Origin of the sequence: Deinococcus indicus, from assembly GCF_002198095.1 — a bacterium.
GTDB classification, from domain to species: Bacteria; Deinococcota; Deinococci; order Deinococcales; family Deinococcaceae; genus Deinococcus; species Deinococcus caeni.
Genome location: NZ_NHMK01000007.1, coordinates 19,380 through 43,073, shown reverse-complemented (window position 1 = coordinate 43,073; position 23,694 = coordinate 19,380). Strand labels below are relative to the sequence as shown.

At 61.2% G+C, this 23,694-nt stretch carries 21 protein-coding genes; 15 read left to right on the top strand and 6 right to left on the bottom strand.

Annotated features, from left to right (window positions below; all coding sequences use genetic code 11):
* Window positions 1-340: transposase (locus CBQ26_RS02010; RefSeq protein WP_143341938.1), on the bottom strand; the 340-nt coding region annotated here is incomplete at its 3' end.
* 1,542 nt (window positions 341-1,882) lie between these two features.
* Here CBQ26_RS02010 and CBQ26_RS21205 point away from each other — a divergent pair.
* Window positions 1,883-2,878, top strand: coding sequence for an MvdC/MvdD family ATP grasp protein (locus tag CBQ26_RS21205; RefSeq protein WP_143341937.1), 996 nt, complete (start codon window positions 1,883-1,885; stop codon window positions 2,876-2,878).
* 26 nt (window positions 2,879-2,904) lie between these two features.
* On the top strand, window positions 2,905-4,662 hold the full coding sequence (locus CBQ26_RS02000; protein ID WP_088246944.1) for an ATP-binding cassette domain-containing protein: 1,758 nt from the start codon (window positions 2,905-2,907) through the stop codon (window positions 4,660-4,662).
* A gap of 233 nt (window positions 4,663-4,895) precedes the next feature.
* Here the strand turns inward: CBQ26_RS02000 and CBQ26_RS01995 are convergent, their stop codons facing one another.
* The 4 genes from CBQ26_RS01995 to CBQ26_RS01980 form a co-directional block, all read right to left on the bottom strand.
* Window positions 4,896-6,182 carry a type I-E CRISPR-associated protein Cse1/CasA gene (locus tag CBQ26_RS01995; RefSeq protein ID WP_088246940.1) on the bottom strand — a complete coding sequence of 429 codons (1,287 nt, stop codon included), beginning with the start codon at window positions 6,180-6,182 and terminating at the stop codon, window positions 4,896-4,898.
* Between the two features lie 59 nt (window positions 6,183-6,241).
* Window positions 6,242-7,090 carry a carbohydrate ABC transporter permease gene (locus tag CBQ26_RS01990; protein WP_088246939.1) on the bottom strand — a complete coding sequence of 283 codons (849 nt, stop codon included), beginning with the start codon at window positions 7,088-7,090 and terminating at the stop codon, window positions 6,242-6,244.
* A gap of 7 nt (window positions 7,091-7,097) precedes the next feature.
* Window positions 7,098-8,057: a carbohydrate ABC transporter permease gene (locus CBQ26_RS01985; RefSeq protein WP_088246938.1), complete on the bottom strand. Its 960-nt coding sequence runs from the start codon at window positions 8,055-8,057 to the stop codon at window positions 7,098-7,100.
* 87 nt (window positions 8,058-8,144) lie between these two features.
* On the bottom strand, window positions 8,145-9,410 hold the full coding sequence (locus CBQ26_RS01980) for an ABC transporter substrate-binding protein (RefSeq protein ID WP_088246937.1): 1,266 nt from the start codon (window positions 9,408-9,410) through the stop codon (window positions 8,145-8,147).
* A 443-nt stretch (window positions 9,411-9,853) separates the two neighbouring features.
* Here CBQ26_RS01980 and CBQ26_RS01975 point away from each other — a divergent pair, with 443 nt between their 5' ends.
* Window positions 9,854-11,095, top strand: coding sequence for a transposase (locus CBQ26_RS01975; RefSeq protein WP_143341936.1), 1,242 nt, complete (start codon window positions 9,854-9,856; stop codon window positions 11,093-11,095).
* A 111-nt stretch (window positions 11,096-11,206) separates the two neighbouring features.
* Here the strand turns inward: CBQ26_RS01975 and tnpA are convergent, their stop codons facing one another.
* Window positions 11,207-11,602, bottom strand: coding sequence for an IS200/IS605 family transposase (gene tnpA / locus CBQ26_RS23095; protein WP_088246935.1), 396 nt, complete (start codon window positions 11,600-11,602; stop codon window positions 11,207-11,209).
* An 832-nt stretch (window positions 11,603-12,434) separates the two neighbouring features.
* Between tnpA and CBQ26_RS01965 the strand changes: the two genes are divergently transcribed.
* From CBQ26_RS01965 to CBQ26_RS01910, 12 genes are all read left to right on the top strand, one after another.
* The gene (locus tag CBQ26_RS01965; protein ID WP_088246934.1) at window positions 12,435-13,115 is read left to right on the top strand and encodes a hypothetical protein; all 681 of its coding nucleotides are present in this window, start codon (window positions 12,435-12,437) and stop codon (window positions 13,113-13,115) included.
* 132 nt (window positions 13,116-13,247) lie between these two features.
* Window positions 13,248-14,069, top strand: a complete 822-nt coding sequence (locus tag CBQ26_RS01960; protein ID WP_088246933.1) for a ParB/RepB/Spo0J family partition protein — start codon at window positions 13,248-13,250, stop codon at window positions 14,067-14,069.
* Window positions 14,069-14,356 carry a hypothetical protein gene (locus CBQ26_RS01955; protein WP_078305710.1) on the top strand — a complete coding sequence of 96 codons (288 nt, stop codon included), beginning with the start codon at window positions 14,069-14,071 and terminating at the stop codon, window positions 14,354-14,356. The genes CBQ26_RS01960 and CBQ26_RS01955 overlap by 1 nt, the downstream gene beginning before the upstream one ends.
* A 34-nt stretch (window positions 14,357-14,390) precedes the next feature.
* A complete protein-coding gene (locus CBQ26_RS01950) occupies window positions 14,391-15,137 on the top strand; it encodes a SprT-like domain-containing protein (RefSeq protein WP_216360334.1) in 747 nt (248 codons plus the stop codon).
* 35 nt (window positions 15,138-15,172) lie between these two features.
* Window positions 15,173-16,693, top strand: a complete 1,521-nt coding sequence (locus CBQ26_RS01945) for an AAA family ATPase (RefSeq protein WP_143341934.1) — start codon at window positions 15,173-15,175, stop codon at window positions 16,691-16,693.
* A gap of 76 nt (window positions 16,694-16,769) precedes the next feature.
* The gene (locus CBQ26_RS01940) at window positions 16,770-18,269 is read left to right on the top strand and encodes a vWA domain-containing protein (protein ID WP_244897974.1); all 1,500 of its coding nucleotides are present in this window, start codon (window positions 16,770-16,772) and stop codon (window positions 18,267-18,269) included.
* A 46-nt stretch (window positions 18,270-18,315) separates the two neighbouring features.
* A complete protein-coding gene (locus CBQ26_RS22370) occupies window positions 18,316-19,428 on the top strand; it encodes a hypothetical protein (RefSeq protein WP_088246930.1) in 1,113 nt (370 codons plus the stop codon).
* 81 nt (window positions 19,429-19,509) lie between these two features.
* On the top strand, window positions 19,510-19,914 hold the full coding sequence (locus CBQ26_RS01930) for a hypothetical protein (protein ID WP_143341933.1): 405 nt from the start codon (window positions 19,510-19,512) through the stop codon (window positions 19,912-19,914).
* A 208-nt stretch (window positions 19,915-20,122) separates the two neighbouring features.
* Window positions 20,123-20,734 carry a 3'-5' exonuclease family protein gene (locus CBQ26_RS01925; protein ID WP_088246928.1) on the top strand — a complete coding sequence of 204 codons (612 nt, stop codon included), beginning with the start codon at window positions 20,123-20,125 and terminating at the stop codon, window positions 20,732-20,734.
* 134 nt (window positions 20,735-20,868) lie between these two features.
* Entirely contained in the window at window positions 20,869-21,561 is a 693-nt protein-coding gene (locus CBQ26_RS01920; RefSeq protein WP_172417875.1) for a hypothetical protein, read from the top strand.
* Between the two features lie 155 nt (window positions 21,562-21,716).
* Window positions 21,717-22,655 (top strand): AAA family ATPase, encoded by a 939-nt coding sequence (locus tag CBQ26_RS01915; protein WP_143341931.1) that lies wholly within the window; start codon window positions 21,717-21,719, stop codon window positions 22,653-22,655.
* Window positions 22,652-23,539, top strand: a complete 888-nt coding sequence (locus CBQ26_RS01910) for a ParB/RepB/Spo0J family partition protein (RefSeq protein ID WP_088246925.1) — start codon at window positions 22,652-22,654, stop codon at window positions 23,537-23,539. Before CBQ26_RS01915 ends, CBQ26_RS01910 begins: the two co-directional genes overlap by 4 nt.
* Window positions 23,540-23,694: the final 155 nt, after the last annotated feature.

Sequence of the window (23,694 nt, the reverse complement as noted above, 5' to 3'; positions counted from 1 at the left end):
GCTTCGCGAAAAAGCGGCCAAGCCCCATACGGGTGCTGTTCTGGCCAAGACAGGCCAGCGCTTTTTTCAAGATATCGCGCTCCTGTCGCGCAATTTCCAGTTCCCGTTCCAACTCCTTGAGCCGAGCCTCCTGTGGTGAAAGGGCGGGGATACCCCGCCCGGTGAAGGCTGGGCGGCCGGCGGCCGTCTGGGTGTCCTGCTGCTGCTTCCACCGGACGACGTAGTGAGGGGGAACGCCAAGGTCACGGGCAATCTGGGCGCAACTCTTTCCGGTCGTGCGGACCAGCCGGACGGCTTCTTGTTTGAACTCAGCGGTGAATTTCTGCTTGGGTACGGACATTCTGTCCTCCAGTGTGGATCACACTGAACTTACCCTCCACCAAACTCTATCCAGTTCACTCGGCGACCTGCATGGCGTTCTGGGGGACGAGTTCCGTGACCCAGGCCATGTCCTAACGAAGATCAGCAGGCCCGTGAACCCACAGCGAGGACAGGTATTGGGCGTGTCGACCTCAACGGTTGCCGTGATCTGCTCTGGCGTGGGTTGGGCCTTGTGGGCGAAAGTGCCTTCACCAGGACGCCGTCCTGGTGATTTGGGATCGGCGGTGCGCTTCTCCCGGCTGAAGGGGGCGGCGTACTTGCGTTCCCGCCGTTCGAGTTCCTCGATGCGCTTCTTCAGGCGGGCGATTTCCGCTTTGAGGGCTTTGTTCTCGGCGATCAACTGGTCGATCTGCTCGGACTGACGACGGATGATCTATAAGAGATCCTTCTCAGTCGCCCCAGTGCCCATGGAGAGCATGGTAACGGCAGGAGTGCCCGGCCGGAAGCCGGGCACCCAAGCGACCGCTAATCACAGACAAAGTACCTTCCACTCGGCGTCGGTCAGATCGTTTGGATACGCAGCTCGGGTCATGGGTGCCCCATCTCCGACCTCTACCGTGCGCGCACGATGCCTCTGAGAAAACCTGCGCCAGCACGTTTTTCAGACGCACTTTAAATGGGTTCCTGAGCCTTTCAGGATGAGTGTGACGTAGAGCGACATGTATAGACAGGATGTGTTGAGCTGGTCAAATATTGCTTGCGCTTGGTGTCATCGGACGTAGGATCCCCTTACACCAAAAGAGTTGTCTTTCTGCAAAGTGATGATGCAGAGAAGCCTATCGCGGCGAAAAAGTTGCGAAGGTTCTCTTGGTGTATTCGTAGGGAGGAAATTAATATGTTAGGATTCCAAGTTTCGAAAGCCCCTTTTATTGTCCAGGGAGAGCTTCCTTCGTACGACGACTCTAAGCAGAGTGGACGCATTCTGCTGGCGGGAGGCACGGGGTATAACACTTATTGGACCACTAGCCAGCCAACTGAGATTATTAGAACCGATCCCTACGGTTTTAATAAAATTGATCACGATTCAAATAGCTATACTGATTCAAAGCAAGACTACGCTTAAACATTTAAGGAGGATTTATGTTGGGATTTAATTTAGCGAAAACCCCTCACGTAGAAGACATGTCGCCCCTAGAATACAATGAAGAATCTCAGTCTAATCGTATTAGCGCGGCAAACAATCCAGGTTATAATACTTACTACACAACAAGCAAAACGACGACCCAGTATTATATAACGAATCCAGGATTTTTAGGAGTGGGCCAAACTACTGATGCCCAAACGGTTTCAGACGGCTCGTATACCGACAGCAACCAAGATTACAGTTAATCATTGATAAGATAGCGACTGGACCTTTTGATCTGGTCGTTATCGTATCAATTTCAGTGATTATAGTATGTAATCCTATTAGGTGTTCTATAAGATTTAGAGCATCTCTTATAATCGATTCGCTATATCAGCGTGATATTTGGGACCGCATATCCTATATAAAGGGGATCCAATGAAAAAGATTGTTATCGTGACTTGTGAAGAAGATACCCATGCTGATTTTTTTGCAGAGCATTTTAACGAGAGCGGTATTGACTTTTTTAGATTGAATACAGATAGAATTCACGATAAGTATCACATTTCTCACGATAACTTTCGAACTGTTATAACAAATGTATATAATGAAAAGAGCATTGACCTTGATCGAGTGTCGTCTATATGGTGGAGGAGGCCTACATCCGTTTATCTACAATCCCCTCAAATTGAAGAAAACCTGTTTGCTGATCGTGAAACTAAATCAACAATCAGAGGGTTGCTTCTTGGAATTGATACCCACTGGGTGAGTCATCCAGATAATATTGATAGGGCAGAAAGAAAAATTGACCAGCTGCGGCGTGCGCATCGCATGGGATTTAACGTACCACGAACAGTAATAACAAATAGAAAATCTGATGTGATAGATTTTATAAATAGTGTTAAGAAAAGAATAATTTATAAAACTTTATGCGGTCCATCAATCAATGATCTTTCTTACTTTCGCAGAATGGGATTTAAAATAGACCAGCCGGATCTTTTGACGACCCAGACGACTATCCTAACGAAAGATATTATTAATCAAATGGAGAGTGTTCAAAATGCACCGATTTTAGTGCAAGAGTATATTGAAAAAGACTATGAATTACGAGTAACAGTTATTGGGAATGATGTATTCTCTTGTAGAATTGATTCTCAGTCGGATCCTGAGACCATGATTGATTGGCGAAATTATCAAGTAGAAATTCCTCATAGTATCTACTATATCCCCGAAGACCTAGCCGATTTGTGCCGAAAGTTCGTCAAATCTTATAAACTAAATTATAGTGCTCTTGATATCATTAAATCAACCGATGGGAAATACTACTTTGTAGAAAATAATCCCAATGGTCAGTTTCTCTGGGTTGAGTGCCATTGTCCAGAAATCGGTATGACCCCAGCGATGACGAACCTCCTTCTAAATCACCAGCATTAGCCTCCAAAAAGAATACTTGGCGCCTAATGGAACACAAATCGGTGCAAAGAATGAATAATATAAAAATATATCAGGAAATATTATCTAAGAATATTTATGTTCTTTCTACAATATTAATAATTGTAATCATATCAGGTATTCTACCCTACCTTGTCGCTGATTCGATGAGGGTCATTGCTTCGCCTCAAACTAGCTCAGCAGAAGCAATGATCCTCATCAGTAGGATTCTTGTGTTCGGTACAATATATGCTTTAGCTATTGCAGCTAGTGGATTTTTAAAGGATTTACTTTCACTGAGAATTACGAACTATTTAAACAATTTGCTGATAGACAAGACTATACACCTCTCCTTGGAATATTTTGAATCTAATAAAAGCAGAGATGATCTATTCAAGGCTCAGCGCGAGATGTCCAGCCGTCCACTATCAATTTTTTCAAACATTTTAAGCATATCGCAGAATACAGTGATATTTATTGTATTTTTGGTTTCATTATACAAGTATTTCGATATTTATATTATTAGTATTGGGATACCGATCTATTTTTCAATATATCTTTCTAAGCGCTCCGTTAAATTTAATCTCCTGTGGCACGATAGAATCGTGCATCTTGCTCGATTCAACTCTTATTTAGATTCCCTTTTGACCTCGCGACATTCTAAGACTGAGCTGAGAGCATACAAGGCAGAACAATACTTTCAGAACAAGGTTAAGCATTCTCGTGACGAGTCTGAAAAATTGAATAAAAAATTGTCTATCGCTAGCTTCTTATACCAAAATATTGGTATTATTTTGGTTATATTAGTGGAGTTCGCATTAATTTATGGATATACGAAAAATCATGCAAAAGTCAACGCTGGAGACCTAATTTTTATACTCACGGCGTTCAGCGGTTTGCATAGCAATGCTATTATAATAAATTCTTCATTGAGTACAATACTAGAAGACCGTAAGTTTTTTGAATTTTATATTCGGTATTTAAATATAGAAGAAAGCCACCCCATCCAGTGCAGGCAGTCTCATTTCAGCGAGCAGAAGGGAATAGAGGTTCGTGATATTTCATTTTCTTATCCAGACGCCGAGGCTTGGGCAATAAGAAATTTGTCAATCAGTATTAGAGACCGGGAAAGTATTGCAATTGTTGGGGAGAATGGGTCAGGAAAGACCACATTAGGTAAATTATTATCTGGCTTATTTGCACCTAGCAGTGGTGTTATTTCTCTCTCTAGTGCGTATGAGAATGATTTCAGAGTGGGAGTGATGTTCCAAGATTTTGGCAGGTATAATTTCACAATTAAAGAGAATATTTTGCTCGCCTATTCTCAAGAAAGCGATTCAAAGATAATTAAGTTAATGGAAGATACTAAATTCTTTGACAATTTTCAAAATGATGCTGCGAACATGATTGTCGGTCGAGAATTCGACCCTAGCGGTATTGACTTATCCGGCGGTCAATGGCAAAAACTTGCATTCACTAGATTGTTGTATGACAAATGGGATCTCATTGTTATGGATGAGCCAACTTCTTCGCTTGACGCCAACTCAGAAGCCGCCTTTCTGAGCAAAGTTCAGGAAATACTGAAAGATCAAATAACAGTAATCATAACGCATAGACTGGCACTAACAAAATATGTCGATAGAATATTATATCTAGAAAATGGCGAAATAGTAGAACAAGGAGGCCATATCCAACTTATGGAAAAGAAAGGTAGATATTATTCTATGTATCTTAATCAAATCAAAAGCTACGACATAGATAGAATCGACGCCACAATCAATGTATGAAACACGGCGAATGAGAGTTTGCAGCAACAACGAAAAGAAGAGCGGGAGGGTGAGCATGGGCCGTCCTTATCTTTCTTGACTGCCGCTTCCTGTCGCAGTCACCCCACTCACTAGTTTAAAGTTACAGTCGAACCTGTGCGGGCCGCATTGTCTCTCCTCCAACCATAGAGACAGGCGTCGGGCCGCCTAATGGCTGATGCGCTACAGGCTGCATGCACAGCGTACTGCTGGTTTCAAGAAAACCGCAACAGGGAGGATGACGCCCCTTTCAAGGCGCTGGCCGCGCAGCTTTGCGCCACCTCAGCAAGCACCTCTTCAAGCACAGCGCCTACCAGCGCGCCACTCAGATACGGCCACACGTTCTCCCAGTACACCCGCAGGTCTGGGGCCGCCTGCACATCCTGACGGGTCCTTCCCTCTGTCTTGGCCCGGACATACAGCACGCGCTCGAGGGCGTCCGCCTGTTCCTGCACGACAGTTAGCAACGCTGCGGCGTCCCCAGGGGCGATGGTGGGCCAAGGCAGCTCCGCCTGAATGACGCCCAGGATGACGGGCTGACCTGGCCGCGTACTCAGACCCGTCACGCTGACGCGCTGGGCACCCTGAGTTAGTGCATGCCGAAACCCCAACGGAGCCAGGGGGTCTCTGAGCAGCGTTTGGCGCAGAGCATCCACTAAGGCTCTCCGGCCCTCCCGGGACGGGGGATTGCGGCGCTGCTCGTACGCGCGGCCCAGTCGCACGTGGTCCGCTTCCGGCACGGTGGACTGCAGGGCGTGCGCGTCCGGACTTGGTTGTTCTGGCGCTGCGGTCGGGACGGGACCACTGGCCAGTTTGACCGCCCTGACCTGCGTGGTGCTGTCCGGGACGAGGGTGGCGCTCCGCCAGGGCCATGCGTGCACGGTGGTCGCGTCGAGTGGAATGGGATCGGCCTGGCGCCACGCCTGCCAGTCTGGTGCGCGCTCCCAGGTGGGAGGCGTCGGGGCAACGGGCGGCGCATTCAGGGCCAGGGTGTCCTGAAGGGTGGCTCCGTGCGCGTGGAACGTCAGTACCCGGGCGAGTGGCGTGTCCTTGCTGTAGTGGAAGCGGGTCACGCCGCGGCTTGGCGCGAATGCGTGATAGGTGAGCAGATCCAGGACTGCATCCGCTGCAGAGACGGCCCGGGGAGAGGCGTCTAGGGTGCCGCCGAGGAGGGTGGCGTCGCGGCCGGTGGCGTGGCAGAGGGTCAGGGCGTGAATGGGGGTCTCGGGGAGCGTGTCCGTCCACGCGGCGGGCACCTGCATGAAGGGCCGCGTGAGGTCGTACAGTTGCAGGCCCGCTTCGTGCTGCTGCAGGTACTGTTGCGGTTCGCCGTGCGCCCGCGCGTGCATGACGCACAAGAGGCGCAGGAGCGCCGCGTCGGCGAGGGGCCGCCCGCTGGTCAGGCGACCCGTTGCGGCTCCCTCGGCCCAGACGTCAGTCAGCGTCACGGGCCCATCAGGGGTAGGAATCCAGGGGGCAGTCAGGAGATTCACTACGCGCATCCTTTCAGCACGGGGGCCGGACCGCCAGTCTACCTGGCAGTCCGGCCCCGGGTGACACTTCAGCCTTTGACGGCGCCGGCGGTCAGGCCGGACACGATCCGGCGCTGGAAGATCAGCACGAGGATAATCAGCGGAATCGTGACGATGACGCTGGCCGCCATGATCTGCGCGAAGGGATTCTCGTACTGGGACGCGCCACTGAACGAACCGATCGCCACGGGTACCGTGCGGGCGCGGTCGTCGCTGGTGAGCGTCAGGGCGAACAGGTACTCGTTCCAGGCGTTGATGAAGGCCAGCAGGCCGGTGGTGACGAGCGCCGGGCCCATCACGGGGAACAGCACCTGCACGAGCGTCTGCAGCGGGGTCGCGCCGTCCACCACGGCGGCTTCTTCGAGCTCATTCGGGATTTCCCGGACGAAGCTGGTGAGCACCCACACGGTGAACGGCAGCGTGAAGATCAGGTAGCTGAGCATCAGGCCGAGGGTGCTGTTGTACAGGTTCAGGGCCCGGATGCTGCTGTACATGCCGCCGAGCACTGCGATCTGCGGGAAGACACTCACCGCGAGAATGATGTACATCAGTGCCGTCTTCCCGCGGAAGCGGTACTTCCCGAGGGCGTATGCCGAGAGGGAAGCCAGGACCAGGCTGATCAGTACCGTACCGACGGCGACCACCAGGGAGTTCAGCAGGTTGCGCCCGAACGGTTGCCCGCGAAACACGTCGACGTAGTTCTGGAAGGTGATGCTGTCCGGGAACGCGGCGAGCGCGGTGCGGGACAGATCAACGGGCGGCGTCAGACTGGTCTTGATGGCCCAGTAGAACGGGAAAAGGACGTAGAACAGCACGACAACGACGATCACCCAGAAGAGGACTTGACCGAGCAATTGCAGGGGGGTGTGTTTTCGCATAGTCGCCTCAGTCGAACCGCACGCGTAGGCTGGTGATGTATCCAACCGTAAAGAGCATGATGATCAGGAAGATCAGGACGCTGACGGCACTGCCATACCCGAATTGGGCGTTGTCGAACATCTGCTGCCGCGCGTAAATGCTCATGGTCATGGTTTCTGGAGAGTTGCCCTTCACCACGTACGGCATGTCAAAGACGCGCAGAGCGTCCAGGGTGCGGAAGATCAGCGCGACCAGCAGGGCGGGCGTGAGCAGCGGAAGTGTGAGCCGCCAGAACTGCGTGACTTTGCTCGCGCCGTCCACGTCCGCCGCTTCGTACATGTCACTTGGGATGGTCTGGAGGCCCGCCAGCAACAACAGGGCCATGAAGGGCGCTGTCTTCCATACGTCGACGGCCACGAGCGCCCAGAGGGCGGTGTCGGTGTTGGAGATGAATGACTGACCCTGACCGAGAATACCCAGCTTCTGGCCCCAGTCGGATAGGATGCCGAACGAATCGTTGTACATCCAGTTCCACATCTGGGCACTCACGACCGTCGGAATGGCCCAGGGCACCAGGATCGCGGTGCGGAGCATACTTTTCCCCCGGATCTTACTGTTGATAACCAGCGCGAGCGCGAGGCCGAGCAGCGTTTCGAGAACGACGGAACTGACCGTGAAGCGCAGGGTGTTGCCGACCGCCCGCCACCAATCAGGGCTTTGCAGCACGCCCAGGCCGATGCCTTCGTCGGTGGTGTACCAGTAATTGGACAGGCCCGCCCAGACGGGGTGGGCGTCCGTGTTGATGTTGTAATCTGTAAATGACAGATAGATGGTGCGAAGGAGTGGGTATCCGGCGACCAGGGCCAAGACGATGAGGGTCGGGAGCAGCAGCCAGAACGCCGTGCGAGCCCGGCTCGCTTCCAGGCCGCGCGTGCGCCGGGGTGGCTGCGCGGCGCTGAGTTGAGGCTCAGTGGGACTGTGGGTCATAGCAAACTCCCCAGGGTTGAGAGGTGAGGACAAGGAGGGTGCCTGCGACCGCTGGCACCCTCCTGCAGGAACCGCTTGGTCCCTGCTTTACCAGCCGCGGCCTTTGGCGCGGGCGAGTTGGGTTTCGAGGCTCTTGAGGGCGTCCGCAGGCTTGGCTTTCTTGGTGAGCACGCTGTAGACCGAGGAGGCGAACGCGTTGGAGACCTGGCTGTACTTGGATTTGGTGGTCGCGGCGGGACGGGCGACCGCATTGGTAAAGACGTCGTAGAGGCTACCGAAGAAAGGCACAGCCTTCAGAACAGCGGCGTCCTTGTACAGGGCGGGCAGGGTGGGGTTGTAGCTGGCTTCAATGGCGCGGCGCTTCTGCTCGGCGGAGCTGGTCAGGTACAGCACCAGGTCAACGGCTTCTTTGGGGTGCTTGCTGTAGCCGTTGACGGCCAGCTGCCAGCCGCCCAGGGTGGCGGCAGACTTGCCGCCGGGGCCGCCGGGGAGGGCGGCGACGCCGATCTTACCGGCGATGACGCTGCCTTTCTGCTGACCGGCGGCGTAGGCGTAGGGCCAGTTGCGCATGAAAGCGGCGTTACCGGCTTGCCAGACGTTGCGTGCTTCCTCTTCGCCGTAGGTGGTGACGGCTTCGGGGGTGATCGAACCCACCCAGCTCTGGGCGGCCTGCAGCGCGGCGAGCGCTTTGGGATTATTGATGGTGACTTTGCCGCTGGTGTCGACGATGTCGCCGCCGCCAAAGCTGGACACCCATTCGAGGGCGTTGCAGGTCAGGCTTTCGTTGTTCTTGCCCTGGAAGACGTAGCCGTAGAATTTGGAGTTCGTTTTGCGCTCGCCATCCTGGATTTTCTTGGCCATCGTGGCCAGTTCAGCCCAGGTTTTGGGGGCGCTGGTGTAGCCGTACTTCTTCATGAGGTCGGTACGGTAGTACAGAACGCCGGCGTCAGTGAACCAGGGAACGCCGACGAGTTTGCCGTTGACGGTGTTGGCCTGAACGATGGCGGGGAAGTGCTGGGAGAGCACGGTCTTGGGCACGGATTTGCTGAGGTCGAGCAGGTGCTGGGAGATCAGGCCGGGCCAGATGACGTCGACCATGTAGACGTCCACGTCAGCGGAGCGGGCGCCGAGCTGCTGCTGATACAGGGCGAGGCGGTCACCAGTTTCCTTGGGAACCTGCAGGACTTTGACGGTGTTGCCAGTCTTGGCAGCCCAGGCGTCGGCCCCTTTCTTGCACTGGTCATAGCCGAGGCCCACGGAGTCGCAGGCGAAGGACAGCGTCACGCCTTTGGCCTGAGCTGAGCCCAGGGCAGCGACGGTGGTGAGGACGGTCAGATGAAGCAGTTTACGCATATGAATCTCCTCGAATGGGTGCCAGGGGCTCGCAATGGACCATGCCAGTGTGCATTCAAGGAACAGAATCCATGAACACGAGGGCCGTTCACTCAGCGGAACAGACTCTACTTTTTGAGACTGGTTATGGCCTCTTTACGATATACCTCCGCTCGGGTGGTGTCAAAGTGGAAGAGGTTCCATCTGCACCAGGCAAAGATCTAAAATGTGATAAAAGCGATGTCCTGATCGGCTTTTACCTTAATCTATTCAGCTGCGTTCCAGTTCCAATAGCATGCATAGTCTTGGCAGGTCTCGGATGCGCAGCTGGTCTGCTCCCCAGAATCTGGACAGTGTTGAATAGAGACCTCGACTCACTCCCAGCCTCCCTGCTGGAAAGGGAGGTCCTGACCGCCTGACAGAAATTATGAGAAAGCGTCCCCGGCACGGGACACTTTCTGTTCGTGAAGACCGAAAATGCCACCGGGGACGCCTCACGACTCTACCAAGCCATCCTGCCTCATCTCCAGGGTGCCCTGTGTAACGACGTTCGCAACGCCCATACCCTCGCCTGGATGATCACGGGAATGCTGCTCTTAAGGCGCATCACACCCTCTTTCTGGCTCCCTCACGTTCACTCCCGCGCAGCGTTCGCGCAGAGCAGCGAACGCCGCTTTCAGCGCTGGTTGTACAATAAGCACCTTCACCCGAGCCTGCTCTACGGCGAGGTCATCACTCGCGCACTCCGCGAGTGGGGCCAGGACACCTTGGTCCTCGCTCTGGATACCAGCGTCCTGTTCGAGAAATTCTGCTTCATCCGGGTATCCGTCCTGTTCCGTGGGCGGGCCGTTCCACTGGTGTCCCGGATGCTCGAGCATTCCAGTGCCCAGGTCGATACGGACGAATTGCTCCCTGTGCTCGCAGAGACCAAAGGTCTCCTAGACTTTGTGGGCATTCGTCAGGTCCGCCAGCAGGCGGACCGGGGTTTCTGCGATACCGACCTGATGGCATGGCTCCAGCGCTGCGGATGGACTTACCGCATCCGTATCAAATCCACCCTGATCCTCAGCACGCCAGACGGGCAGCGCCTCTGCAAGATCAGCGACGTGAAACTCCAACCGAGGGAAACGGCCTGCTTCCACCATGTGCGTCTGACCGGACGGCAATTCGGGCCGGTGCACGTCGTTCTGGGTCGTCCATCAGACGACCCAGAGCAATGGCAGGTGGTGGGCAACGAGCCCACCAGCGTGGAAACCTTTGGCGAGTACGGCGAGCGTTTTCAGATCGAGGAAGGGTTTCTGGACGAGAAAAGCGGGTTGTTCGAGCTGGAAGCGTCCAAGCTGCGGGATGTGAAAAGCCTGGAATGGCTGGTCATGGTGATCTCGGTGGCGATGTTGCTGCTGGTGTCCGAGGGGCTGGACGTAGTGGAGCGTGGGGATCGACGACGCGTCGATCCCCACTGGCAGCGCGGATTGAGCTACCTGAAGATTGGGCACAAAGCGATGAGCTACGCGCTGAGTCGAGGTAATCTTCAGAACCCTGAGATTGCGGGGCGGCCCGGACCCCGAGCCACCGAAGCCCAGAAAACGCGGCCAGCCCTCCTCGTTGGAAGCACTCAAGAACGGCTGGCACGTCAGTTTTCACTTCATCTCATAAAATCCGTCAGGCGGTCAGCCTTGGGAGGTCAAACATGTCAGCAGGCTTGATGGCCCGGGGGGGTGTGCCAGGCAAAGCTTCCCACAGCTCTGCTCAACACACAAAGATGTCAGTCAAGACTGGTGGCGGAACTGAAGATGAAATTGCCTGCGGTTCGGCGATCAATCAGTCAGTTTTTGGCTTCGCAGAAAGCTCTTGAGGTCGCTACTGGAAAGGGTAGACCCGGTTTGGACCATATGAATGCGTGTCCATAGGGAGGGCATTCTCCGGACATGTTGAAATTCTTTGCGCAAAAAGCGAGAGGAGTGTTTCTTAACATTATGTATGATGACTAATGGCGAGATATTCTCTGGAGCATTCACTTTCATCTCGACGTACGCACTATGCACTTTCAGCACAATGATACTGCAGCCGATCTCAGTGAGCTTTTCCAGTATGAGCTCTTCCAGTCTGACTTTGACATCGGATATCAATACGCCAATAGATCTTTTGGTACACCATACATAGCTATATTCAATTTTAACCAATGATACACCCAGCTTTCTATTATTTTGCATCGAAATCCTTTCTCGGTTCGGAGCGCATCATTCAGAGATTGCAGGCCAATCAGCAGGTGGTCTCATAAATTGAATCAACCATTGATAACGGCGTAAATCCGTATCACCTGTGCTGACATGTAAGGCGTCCTGGCCAGCATCTTTCCGACACAGGGGAGTGATGAGTAATGTCAACTTGCAGCAGTATCAATAGACCTCCTGCGAAAGTGGGTTTTTGGCCTCCCCCGCTTCTCGGCTTTGCTGCCGCCAAGCAGTCTTCCCGACGCAGTTTCAAGAAGCAGAGGGATTTTCGCAGGAGGTCTAATAATACCAGCAGGATCGGGGCTTCGTACGGCAACGTTACGCATCACTGCAGAGTCATTATGGGTGAGCCTGTTGACTGTTGACATGGCTGCGGCCGACCTGTTCTGAATGACCCCCACCCAACCTTGTTCCTCACTCCTGCGTGAAGCACGTCACAGACGTACCTGAGTACGCCTCGAACACACCGTTTCCGATAGTACGCCCAGACGGTACCCTAACTCAGTGGAAGGCTTATGAGTCACCCCCGCCAAGCAAAGTTGGTGAAGTCGTCATCCACGGCACTGTCTCCTGCCGAATGTGGTGGGTTCCGTTTACAGGCTCCAATAGGAGCACACCTCCCTTGAGTTCTTGGTCCAGTGGTGGACGCGCATCCGAACGACGCTGTTGTGAAAGGCAATGTAACCGGCATGAGCATGCACCTGCGGCGCATCTTGTTGGATCACGCACAATACCGAGGAACGCTTCCCTCGCCTGCCCCGCCACGGCAGGCAGAAAGTGCTGGCCCCCCGCCGGGGGCCACCTCGCACGCATGAACGGAATTCAAGCTGATGGGGGCCGCCGACTGTGCGGCAGTGGACGCACCGCCGGGGAACTGTACCTGGAGTGCGGCATGGTCAGGGGCGACTCGCCCATCGAGGACCGCCTGATGGACCTGCCCCTTGAGGTCGACCCGGTTGAGATGGGCGTCAGTGCCATCGGTATCAGCACCTTCATGGACGAGCACGGCGTCACGCATGTCCTGGACTGGGTGGGTGCGGACTCCTATTCCGAGATGGCGGACTTCATCGAGGAAGCCCGCCGCAAAGGCGTCAGTCGAAAGGTCAGTCGCACCGCGCCCCTCAAGGATCTCACCGCCCAGAGTTGCCTGTACCTCCTGCACCCCAGGGCCGTCGTCAAGAACGCGAGCACGCTGGCCACCCCCGACGGATTCGCCTGCCCATGCGGGAAGGGGCACACGGCGCAGGAGGGCTGCATCGGTCTGGGCTGGCACGTCGCGCCGAACGCCGGGCCCGGCCAGCGCCGACTGGCGGACGGCACCTACCCCGTCAAGGCACCCCTCTCCCCTGCCCCGGACTACGCGCTCGGCGTGTTCATGGTCGTGCCCATCACGGCCCTCACCGTCATCCACCACCCCGACCCCACCGTCCAGGCCGACCGGGAGAAGCGGGCGGGACAGAGCGGCCTCCCGGTCTTCGTCGCACAGGAATAACAGACCGGGGTGGCGCACGCCGGACGCCCAGTGCGAGATACCCGCTCCCGCTCACGCCGGGCCACGCACGGTGCGCGGTCCACCTCTTCCGGCAGTGGTGGCCCCCGGACACCCGGGGGCCATGACATTCGTATGCCGACCGATGCCCCCCCACCCCTGCTCAACGTGACCGTGCCCACTCCCTTCAGTACCGCCGTGCCCCTCGACGACCTCACCGAGGACACGCACGGCGCCAGTAACCACCTCAAGGGCGCGCTGCGCTGCACCGGGCAACTCCAACCCATCGTGCTGGAATCCCTGCCCAGCGGCGAGTACCGCATCCGGGATGGGAATCGCCGCGTCGCGGCCGCCCGGTCGCTCGGCTGGACGCACGTGCAGGCGGACGTGTACGCCGGACTGACCGAGGCGCAGTGGGCCCTGGTGGTCGCCGGAGTGCACAACCGCAGTGCCAACCCCGTGGAGGAAGCCCGCCTGTACGGCACGCTCACCCAGACGCTCACCGAGGCGGGCATCGCCGCGAACACCGGCGTTCCCGTGCAAGTCATCCGCGCCCGCCTGTCCCTGCTCAGTCTGCCGGGCGACGTCCTGGACCTGATCGGGACGCGCACCCTGAGCCTGAGTGTCGCCGAGCGCGCCGCGAAACTCCGGGGCGTGCACGCCGAGCGGGCCGTGCGGGAGATCCGGGAGGCGGAACAGGCGGGCAAGCCTTTCACGGCTGCGCAGCTGAAGGTGGTCACCGTGGCCCGTGCCAGCAGCCTCGGGGCTCGCCTCATGGCCGCGGCGCCGCCCCCACCCACGCTGCTACCCCCAGAGACGATCCTCGCCGAGGAAGTCCGGGCGCTCTGCGAACGGCGGGGCGTGAGCGTGCAGGCCCTGACGCAGGTGCTCACCGGGTCGGTGCCGCCCGTGACCCCCGTGCAGGCGGCGCACGTCCACCGCACCGTGGTGCACTGATGGCCCCCACACCACGCACGAAACGGAAGACCCGGACACGGCAGGGTACCCTGCACGAGTCCCTCTACCCGGCCGTGCGCCGCATGTACCCCACCGCGACGCGAGTCGTGCGGCACGAGCGGCTGACCACTCACGGCCGCCACCGCCGTCCGGTGCTCGACGTCACGCTCGCCGCGTTCGACGCGCAGGGACGGACGCTCATGGCCCTCCGGCCGGAGGAGATGCCCGAACTCCACGACGCAGTGACGGCCCGGCATGGTCCGGGGTACGTCTCCCTCGACCTCTGAGGTCGTCACCCCCACGCCCCGCAGGGTGTGGATTGTGCAATCCAATCCCACCCCGCAGGCCTACGCGGAACTTCAGACTGCGTTCGATCACTTCAATGCCGCCCTGTTCGCGGGGACACTCCCCGCGGCACTGATTACCCTGCAACGCAAGCACAAGACGTCGGGGTACTTCAGTCCACGGCGGTTCGTCTCCGCCAGTGGCGCGGAAGTGCACGAGATCGCCCTGAACCCGGCGTACTTCGCGGTGCAGCCACTGGAAGCGACCCTCGGTACCCTCGTGCACGAGATGGTTCACCTCTGGCAGTTCGAACACGGGCAGCCGGGCCGCCGGGGGTATCACAACCGGCAGTGGGCCACCCGCATGATCGAACTGGGCCTGCATCCCTCCACGACGGGCGCGCCGGGCGGGCGCACCACCGGGGAGTCCATGTCGGACTACATCATGGAAGGCCCGTTTCTCACGGCGTGCCGGGCGCTCCTGGCGACCAGTTTCGTGGTCACGTGGTACGACCGGCTGCTGCCAGCAGCTGCACTGCACGTGGAGGCCCCCACGGTTGACCTGGAACCAGAGTCCACCGCCGTGCCGGGCGTGGAGTGGTTCACCCTGACGGCACCCCCCTCACCCGTCCGCGCGTCCATCCAACCGATCCCGGTGCAGCCCAGGCGACCCACTCGGGTGAAGTACCAGTGCCAGACGTGCCAGGTCCAGGTGTGGGGGAAACCAGGCCTGAACGTGGCGTGCCTGACCTGCAATCAACCGCTCAGTGCACTGCAGGACTGAGCGCTGGCCCACCGCGGGTGGGCCACGAGACGAGCATGACCATCAGCACCAGCAGCGTGTTCTCCTTCAAGACGGCGAAGTTCCCTGGACTCGGGAAGGGCGGCCGCGTGCAGATCCCACAGCATCTGCACAGCCAGCTCGACACGTCCAACCGGATGCGCATCATCCCGTGGGCTGCGGCTGAAGCAGTCGCCCAGGTCCTGCTGGGCCGCGTGGAGGCTGAACGCATCCCCAACCGCCTCACCGTCCAGACCATCGACAAGGAAGGCCAGCCCGTCCTCATGGCCTCCCACCCCGCCCAGGCGACGTGGGTGAATGCCGGGCAGACCGTGCGCCCGTACATCCTCCTGATCGCCGAAGCCCAGCTCGCAGCCAAGCACACCGAACTCGCCGAACGGTGGGGTGCCCTCCTGCACACCATCGAGCGACACGCGGTCACCCTCCCCACCACCGAGGACCACCTCGTCACCCTCAGCCACACCGCTGAATTCAAGGATGATCTCCAGCGCGTCCTGGACACCCTGTACTACACTGGGAAGCTCTACGCGGATACCTGCTCCTGGATCACCGGGCCCCTCTCCGCCCCCGCCGCGTGGACGCATTCCCCGGTCCTCCTCGGGCAGTCCCCCCGCCAGCCCGGCGAGCCCGGTGCGGATCTCAGCGAGGAAGGCCGCCTCACCCGGCGGGCCGCGTACGGCATCCGCGCCCTGCTCGTCGGCCCCACCGGCTGCGGGAAGACCGAACTCGGCAAGCGCGTCGCCCTGTCCACCGGTTCGACGATCGTGTCCCTCAAGGGCCGCCCCGGTCTGGAGGACCGCGACATGATCGGGTTCATCTCCCCCACCCTGCAGGGCGCCCGCTGGGTGGACGGCCCGCTCGCCCGGGCCATGCGCCTCGCGCAGCAGGGCACACGCACCACCCTCCTGATCGACGAGCTGCTCCGCCTGGACGCGTACCACCGCAACGCCCTGATCGGCCTGCTCGACGACGTCAGCGCCACGGAACTCAAAGCCACGCTGGGCGTCGACGTGCCCGACGGGCGGTACTACACCCTGGATCTCCCCGGCGCCGGTGAAGTCCTGTACGCCCCGACGCGCCTACTCAGCGTCCTGTGCACCACGAACGCCGGCAGCTCGTACACGCAGAGCGGCGAGCTCGACCCCGCCCTCCTGCGGCGCTTCCAGCGTGTCATGTTCGTCTCGTACCCTGCCGAGGCGGTCATCATGCCGGTCTACGCGAAGGCGGCCACACCTGGGACGGCGCGCGTCGCGTACGCCCTGGAAGTGGCCACGCGCAGCATGACGGTCGACCAGGGGCAGCTGCTCGCCCGGCCCATGAACACCGGCGTCACTCTGAACTTCCTCGCGGAAGTGCAGGACCTCGTCCAGGCGGGCCTCTCCGAGACCAACGCCTTGCGCGAGGCGCTGCTCGTCACCGTCACGCCGTTCTGCTGCGAGTTGACCGACGAGGGCCTGCCCGACCCGGCGGCCGTGAATGCCCTGAAGGCCCGCCTGGAAGAGCAACTCCGCAAGGGCCTGCTTCACAAGGCCGCGTGAGGCGGTGGCCCCCTCCGGGGGGCTTTCTTCATGTGGGGAGTTCTGGCCCCCAGACGCTGGGGGCCACTTCGCACGCATGACCCAGCAGAAATGGTGGCTGACCCCCTGCATTCAGAAGTGGGCGTGGGACGCCTGGCGGTACTACTCCTGGCGGCCCACCTACCGCCTCACCCTCACCCCCAGCGAACCGTCCGCCTACGTCGACATGGTCAATCACGTCGTCGTGTGCAACCCCGAGTACCCGTACCCGCCCCTGCACCTCGCCCGCCACGTGCGTGGCCTACCGGCGGACCTGCACGAGTTCCAGCAGACCTACCTCGAATCCCTCATCGCGCACGAGGCGGGGCACACGCACCACTCCGGTCTACTCCCCGCGGGGCTGCACGGCCAGCTCGTGAACATGCTCGAGGACGAACGCATGGAGCGCCTCACGGCCGTGGACTTCCCGCACCTCACGGCGCTGTTCCAGCTGGCGGCCGACGTGGATGCCGCGCACGCCATCGAGCAGGGCGGCCTGGGCGGGGACGTCCTGCGTGGTTGCCTCCTGCACCGCTTCACTGCCCACCATCCCACGTGGTCGTTCACGCCCGATCAGGCGGACGCAGGCCTGTGGCCCGAGGTGAAGGCGATCGTGGAGGAGGCCTGGGTCGCCCCCACGTACGACGCGGTCGTCGACGCCGCCCGGCGCATCCTGCAGATCCTGAATCTCCCCGAGCAGGCGCCCGAACGCGAGGAGTTCCGTTTCTTCCTCGATGGAGGTGGGCAGGCCCTGCTGCCGCAGACACCCGGTCCATCCCTCCAGGGGAGTGCCGCTGGAGACGGGCCCGGCCAGTTGCACGGTGCGGAGCCCCGCCCGATCAAACCGGAGGTGGATCCGCAGGTGACGCCCCGCGCCGAGCACCTCCAGGCCCAGGTGCAGGGTGAGGCCCGCCGCCTCGCCGCAGCCCTGTGCCCCCCGGCCCTGCCGGACCGGACGCAACCCAGCCGCGACCGCGGCCGCTACCGGTACGACCGGCACGAAACGGGCAGCGAGCGCCCCTTCGACCTGAAGGTCGGCGTGAAGCGTCCCGGTCCGGCGCACCTGCGGCTCGCGATCGACGTGAGCAGCAGCATGAATTACCAGGATCGACTCGCGCACGCCCGGCGCATGGCGTTCATCCTGACGCTGGCCGCGCAGCAGAGCGGCACGCCCATCCTGGCCACAGCGTTCGCCGATGATGCGCAGCCGCTCATTCAGACGGGCACGCTGCCCACCGCCGCCCTGAATGCCGTGGCGGACCTGCAGGCGTACGGCAACACCCGCCTCGCCCCCGCACTCCAGGGTCTGTGGTCACCCGTCCTGCCCGGCCGGAGTATCACCGTGATCCTCAGCGACGGCGCCCTCATGGAGCGTGATTACACCCAGTGCGCCCAGCTACGCGCGCGGCATGATGGCCTCGTCGTGCCGATCCTGCTCGACGTGCAGCCGGACGTGGCCGCCGCGTACGAGCGCGCGTTCGGCCCCTGCGTGCTGATGAGCGATCCGGCTCAGCTCACCACACACGTCCTGACATTCCTGCGCACCCTGCTCCGCTGAACCCGGCAGGAGTGGCCCAGCCAGGGGGCTGGGCCACGGGAGGCGTATGAGTCTCACCACAGCCACCAACGCCTGCGACCTGCGCGCCCTGATTGCCACGCACTGCGGCGCACCGGCCGCCCGGGGCCTCGGCACCAAGGGCGGCACCATCCATGATCCCCGCCCCGGCATGCAGGAAGCCGACCCCAGCTTCAGCGTCTGGCGCAACCGCGCCGGAACGTGGATGTGGAAGAAGCGCGGGCGCAACGCCGGGAGCGGTACCGCCTACACCTTCCTGATCAGCCTCGGCTTCAGCGGCCCGGACGCCCGGGCGGAACTCCTCCGCTTCACGGGCACGCCCGATCAGGGCTTCACGCCCAGCACCGCGACCGAGAAACCCCCCGTGGACGTCCTCGCACTCGCGCAGGAGGCACTGGCCGACCTCCGCGCGGTCACGCACCGGGACGCCGAGGCACTCCGCCGGCGGCTCACCCCCCTGCACGAGGACCACCCGGCCGCGAAGGACCTCGCCCGGCGGGGCCTGTGGCCCCCCAGTGAACTCGACGTCGCCGCCCTGGGGAACGACCTGGTCTTCGCCGTCCGGGGACCGACTGGGCGCGTCGTGAACTTCAAGCGTCGTGTGCACGGCGCCGCGCGCAGCAAGTACTCCGTCATGGTGCCCGGCCACGGGACGCCCGCCTGGTGCAACCCACAGTACGGACAGGCCAGCCGCCTCCTGGTCATCGAGGGTGAACTGAACGCGGCCGCGGCCTGGCGAGTCATCCGGGAGTTGGGGTTGGACTTCGACGTGCAGGGCCTGCCCGGCACCGACACCACGCCCTTTCTCGACGGCCTGGACCGCGAGGTGTGGGTCTATGCCGACCCAGACAAGAGCGGAGCGGGCATGCGCGCCCGGATCCAGGACCTCGCGTTCCGGGTGGGCGCGCCTCGCGTGCGGCAGATCCCCGCCCTCGCGGAGGGGGACTTCTGCGACGTGCTCGGCCGCGCCGGGGTGCTGGCCCTGGCTGACGTGCTGCACGCTGAGCAGCACCAGGACGTGGAACTGGACTCCCTCGCCCTCTGGCCGGCGCAGCTGGAAGTGCAGCACGCCGCACGCCTCACCCCCCTCCTCGGCGTCACGCAGGATTACGGCAGCTGGCCCCTGATGGCCCGCTCCTGAACCGGGTCTGAACCCCGCTCCCACGTCCCCCACTTGACACGGTGGGGGGCGTGTTGCTCTTCATTGAGCATGATCAAGGTGATGACCAGCAAGGATGGACCCGTGTGTGCCGCGTACCGCTGGCCGATCGGCGAGGCGATCGTCGACGCCTTGCGCGCCATGTACCCCGCGCAGCGCGTCTGGATGGTCCCCAGCACCGCCGCCGAGGTGGAGAAACTCGGGCTGGAAGTCCTGACCACCGTGCAGGACACGGAACGGGCCGACGCGTACCGGGTGGCTATCCAGGGTGAGCGCGTGGAGCGCGCCCTGCACCGCCGCACCCTGCGCGGTCTCGTCCGCCGGGGCGCGGTCTTCCACAACGGCACTGCCACGGGCGAAGCGACCAGCATGGAGGAAGCCGAGCGACTCGCCCGGGAGACGTACGACGAGGCCGTCCCGAAACTGAACCTGAACCTGCGCGATCTGCTCGGCCTGCCGCCTCTCTAGGCGTGGCCTCCTGGCGGAGGCCAGGTCAGGGTCATGCACCCCACCCGACTCCGCCGCGAGAGCGCCCCGCACCGTGCCCCCCGCAGTCTCCCCCACCGGCCCAGCCCGCACCAGCCACGCCTCCTCCACCGATGATCCCACCACAGGCCGCACGCGAACCGCGTGCGGCCACGTCCTGCATGGAACGACCTTCCACCAGGAGACCCCCATGATCGAGATCCCGAAGAACTTCGAAGACCAGGCCGCCCAGCGCATGACGCTGTACGCCGACGCCCTCCACACCCACGGCGTGTTGCCCGGCGCGCCCCTCGCGTTCGTGGGTGTCCTCACCACCGGCCTACCCGGCGAGGTCATCGAACTGGCCCTGATCACTCCAGGTGCCGAGCACGTCTGGCGCGCCCAGCCACTCGGGCCCATCGAGGGAGGTGCGTACCGGCGGCATGGCCTCACGACCCTGGACCTCGCGAGCGAGCCACCCTTCACCCAGGTGTACCCGCAGGTGCTGGAGGTTCTGCAGTCAGCCGGTCCAGTCACCCTGATCGCGTGGACCGGGCGCTTCATCACGGCGGCCGTGGCCGCCAGCCTTCCACCGGGTACACCGCCCCTGACGCCACTGGACCTCCAGGCGATCGTGGACGAGCAGGACCGGACACTGAATCCGTACGCGCGGTACCTGCCGAGCCTGCCCGGCATGGGGTACACGGTCGAGACGCCGCAGATCGACCCGGCCAGTGCGCTCAGTCACGCGCGCGCGCTCCAGGCCGTCACGGCAGCGCTGCTGGAGCGCCGCTCCCCACGAACCATCCCACCCCGCTGGTGATCCAGCACGTGTAGCTCAAGGAAATGGCCGCAAGTGCGGCCCCTTGTCTCTGCGGGTCGTCAGTGATGGCCTGTCCGCGATGCGGCCCGGCCCCGCCAGCGCGCATGTTGTATTTCGCGAGCACGAGCAGTGACTTGCACGACCTGGACGCCCACCCGGACATTGAGGTGATGACCGGACCGCGCGTGGGTGGACTGGGCAGCATACTGACGTCCCAGCGCCCCTGGGCGTCGGACTGCGACGCCCTGAGCAAGCACGGCTTCCACTATGACGAGTTCGTCGAGCACCTGCGGCGCGTGCACGACCCGGAGTTGATCGCCCGCTGCCAGTTCGTGGTGGTCCCCGATGTCCCCGGTTGCGGACGCAGCACCCTCGCGGCATTCCACGCGGCCGCGCCGGAACTCGCCGAGCTGGGGTTCCCCCTCGCGTACTGCCTGCAAGACGGTGCAGAGGAACTGGAGTTGCCGCCCTGTGACGTGGCCTTCCTGGGCGGCAGTGACCCCTGGCGGGAGGCGGTTGGCGCCGCGCTTCTGGAACGCGCGGCGGACCAGGGGCTCCGCACCCATGTGGGTCGTGTGAATAGCGCGCGGCGTGTCCGACACCTGAGTTTCTGCCACTGCGACAGCGTGGACGGCACGTACGTGGGCTTCCGGGGCGTGGAGCGGGGCGCGCGGGAGATCAGGTCGTGGCAGCGGGGCGCGTCGGACGAGAAGCTGCTGGGCGCGTCGGACCTGCGGGTCATGACGCTGGACCGGGCGCGCTTGGCGCGCTGTCGCCCCGCGCCGCGGTGGGGTGAGATGCAGTCCGGCACCGAGGGGCGGCTCTGAGGGGCGAACGGGCAAATTGGGTGCGGAACATCGGAACGTCGGGTTGCGGAACAACGTTGTTCCGCAACCCACCCTCTCCACCCCTGCTGGAACCAGCCGCAGAGTTTTGTTCAAAACGGTTGCAATTCGACCGCGTTTTGAGCAAATATCAGAGCGTGACCAGAAAAACGAACCGAAGCGTGCCCATCAGCACCGCCCACACTCAACTCGGACAGCAGGTCAAGAAGCTGCGCCCGGGCGAGCCCGTCGTTCTCGAACGGCACGGGAAACCGGTTGCCGGTCTGGTCACCATGCAGGACCTCGCCGCCCTCCAGCGGGAACAACCCAGCATGACCGTCCTCATGGCATTCAACCACGCTGGCGGCGCCGCCAAGACCAGCAGCATCCGCGACATCGGCTACGAACTCTCCCAGCTCGGGTACCGCGTGCTCCTCATCGACATCGACCCCCAGGCCAACCTCACGTCCTGGCTCGGCGTTCACGACGCCGACGGCAGCCGCAGCCTCCAGCCCGTGCTCGAGGACTACGCGCCCCTGCCAGAGCCGTACCACGTCCACGGCCTGGACCTGATTCCCAGCCACCTCAGCCTAGCCCGCACCGACGCCCGACTGCCCGGATTCACCAACGCCGAGGGACGCCTGCGCGCCGCCATCGAGGAGATCCGCGCGCAGGGCACCTACGACTTCGTACTGATCGACCCACCCCCCAGCCTCGGGAAACTCACGGCCAACGCCGCCAACGCTGCCGACTGGGTCATCGTGCCCGTCCCCGCCCGGTACAAGGGCCTCGTGGCCCTCGAAGGCCTGAGGGAGATGCTGCGGGAATACACGCGCACCAACCCACGCCTGCGCGTCGCGATGTACCTCGTCACCCAGGTCGAAAACACGGCCCACAGCAAGGACACCCAGGAGGTCTTCCAGCAGATCCTCGGAGACGACCTCGCGGGTCCCCTGACCTACCGGCCCGCGGTGTACAACCGCTGCCAACCCGAAGGTGAACCCATCGGCGTGAACGCACCCACGTCCGACGCGCGCCGCGAAATCCAGCAGGTGGTCACCACCCTGCTCCAGCGCATCGGTCAGGCCGACGCATGAGCCGCACCATCTCACCCGCCATGCAGGCCGCCATGCAGCGCACCCAGTCCGTCGCCCAGGACATCAAGCAGATTCAGCAGGCCCGCCCGCCCGTGCAGTACGTCGCCGTGGTGAACCTGACGCCCTCGCCGTTCCAGGCACGCCTCGATTTCGCCGGACTGGACAGCCTCGCGCAGGATATCCGCGCCAACGGCGTTCTTCAGCCACTGCTGGCGCGGACGACGAAGGCCGGACTTGAACTCATCGCCGGTGAGCGCCGCTGGCGTGCCGCGCAGCTCGCCGGCCTCGGCGAAGTCCCCGTGGTCATTCGGGAAGCGACCGACGAACAGGCCCGGCTCTACAACCTCAAGGAGAACCTCGAGCGGCAGGACCTGAACGCGTTCGAGGTGGCGAGCGTCGCCCTGGACCTCGTCGCCCTGGCGCTGAGCACCACCCCAGGTGACGCCCGCGCCCGACTCGTCGCCCGGGGGTCACAGGACGTGGAAGCGGAGCTGGCCCTTGAAGACGCCCTGCGAATCCTCGGCCGCGACCTCACCCGACTCAGCTTCACCAAGCACTACCTGCCGCTGCTCGATCTTCCCGAACACCTGCGTGACGCCATCCGCCGCGGCGCATCGTTCAACGCGGTCCGCCTCCTGCGCCGGGCGACGGCCGAGCAGCAGGCGGAATGGTTGCCCCTGATCGAATCCGGCACGTGGGGAGTCCGTGACATCGAAGCGGCGCTTCAGGCCACGCCACGCCCCACCCAGACCCGGAGCGAACTGGCTGAGGAGACGCGGCGGGTCCTGAGGCTCGCCTCACCCAAACGCCTGGACCACCTGACCGCGCAGCAGAAAGACAAGCTCAAAGCCCTGCTGCAACAGGTTTCCGACCTGCTGAACTGAGATCGAATCTCGCACCGGCGTCAGGGAACAACGTTGTTCCGCACTCCCGAGGGCGGGCTAGGAAGTGCGGGAACACCGGTGTTCCCTCCTACCATTCGGACTGTCGCCGCTGTGGAACAACGTTGTTCCGGCGATCAAGTAGTCGACAGGCCGAC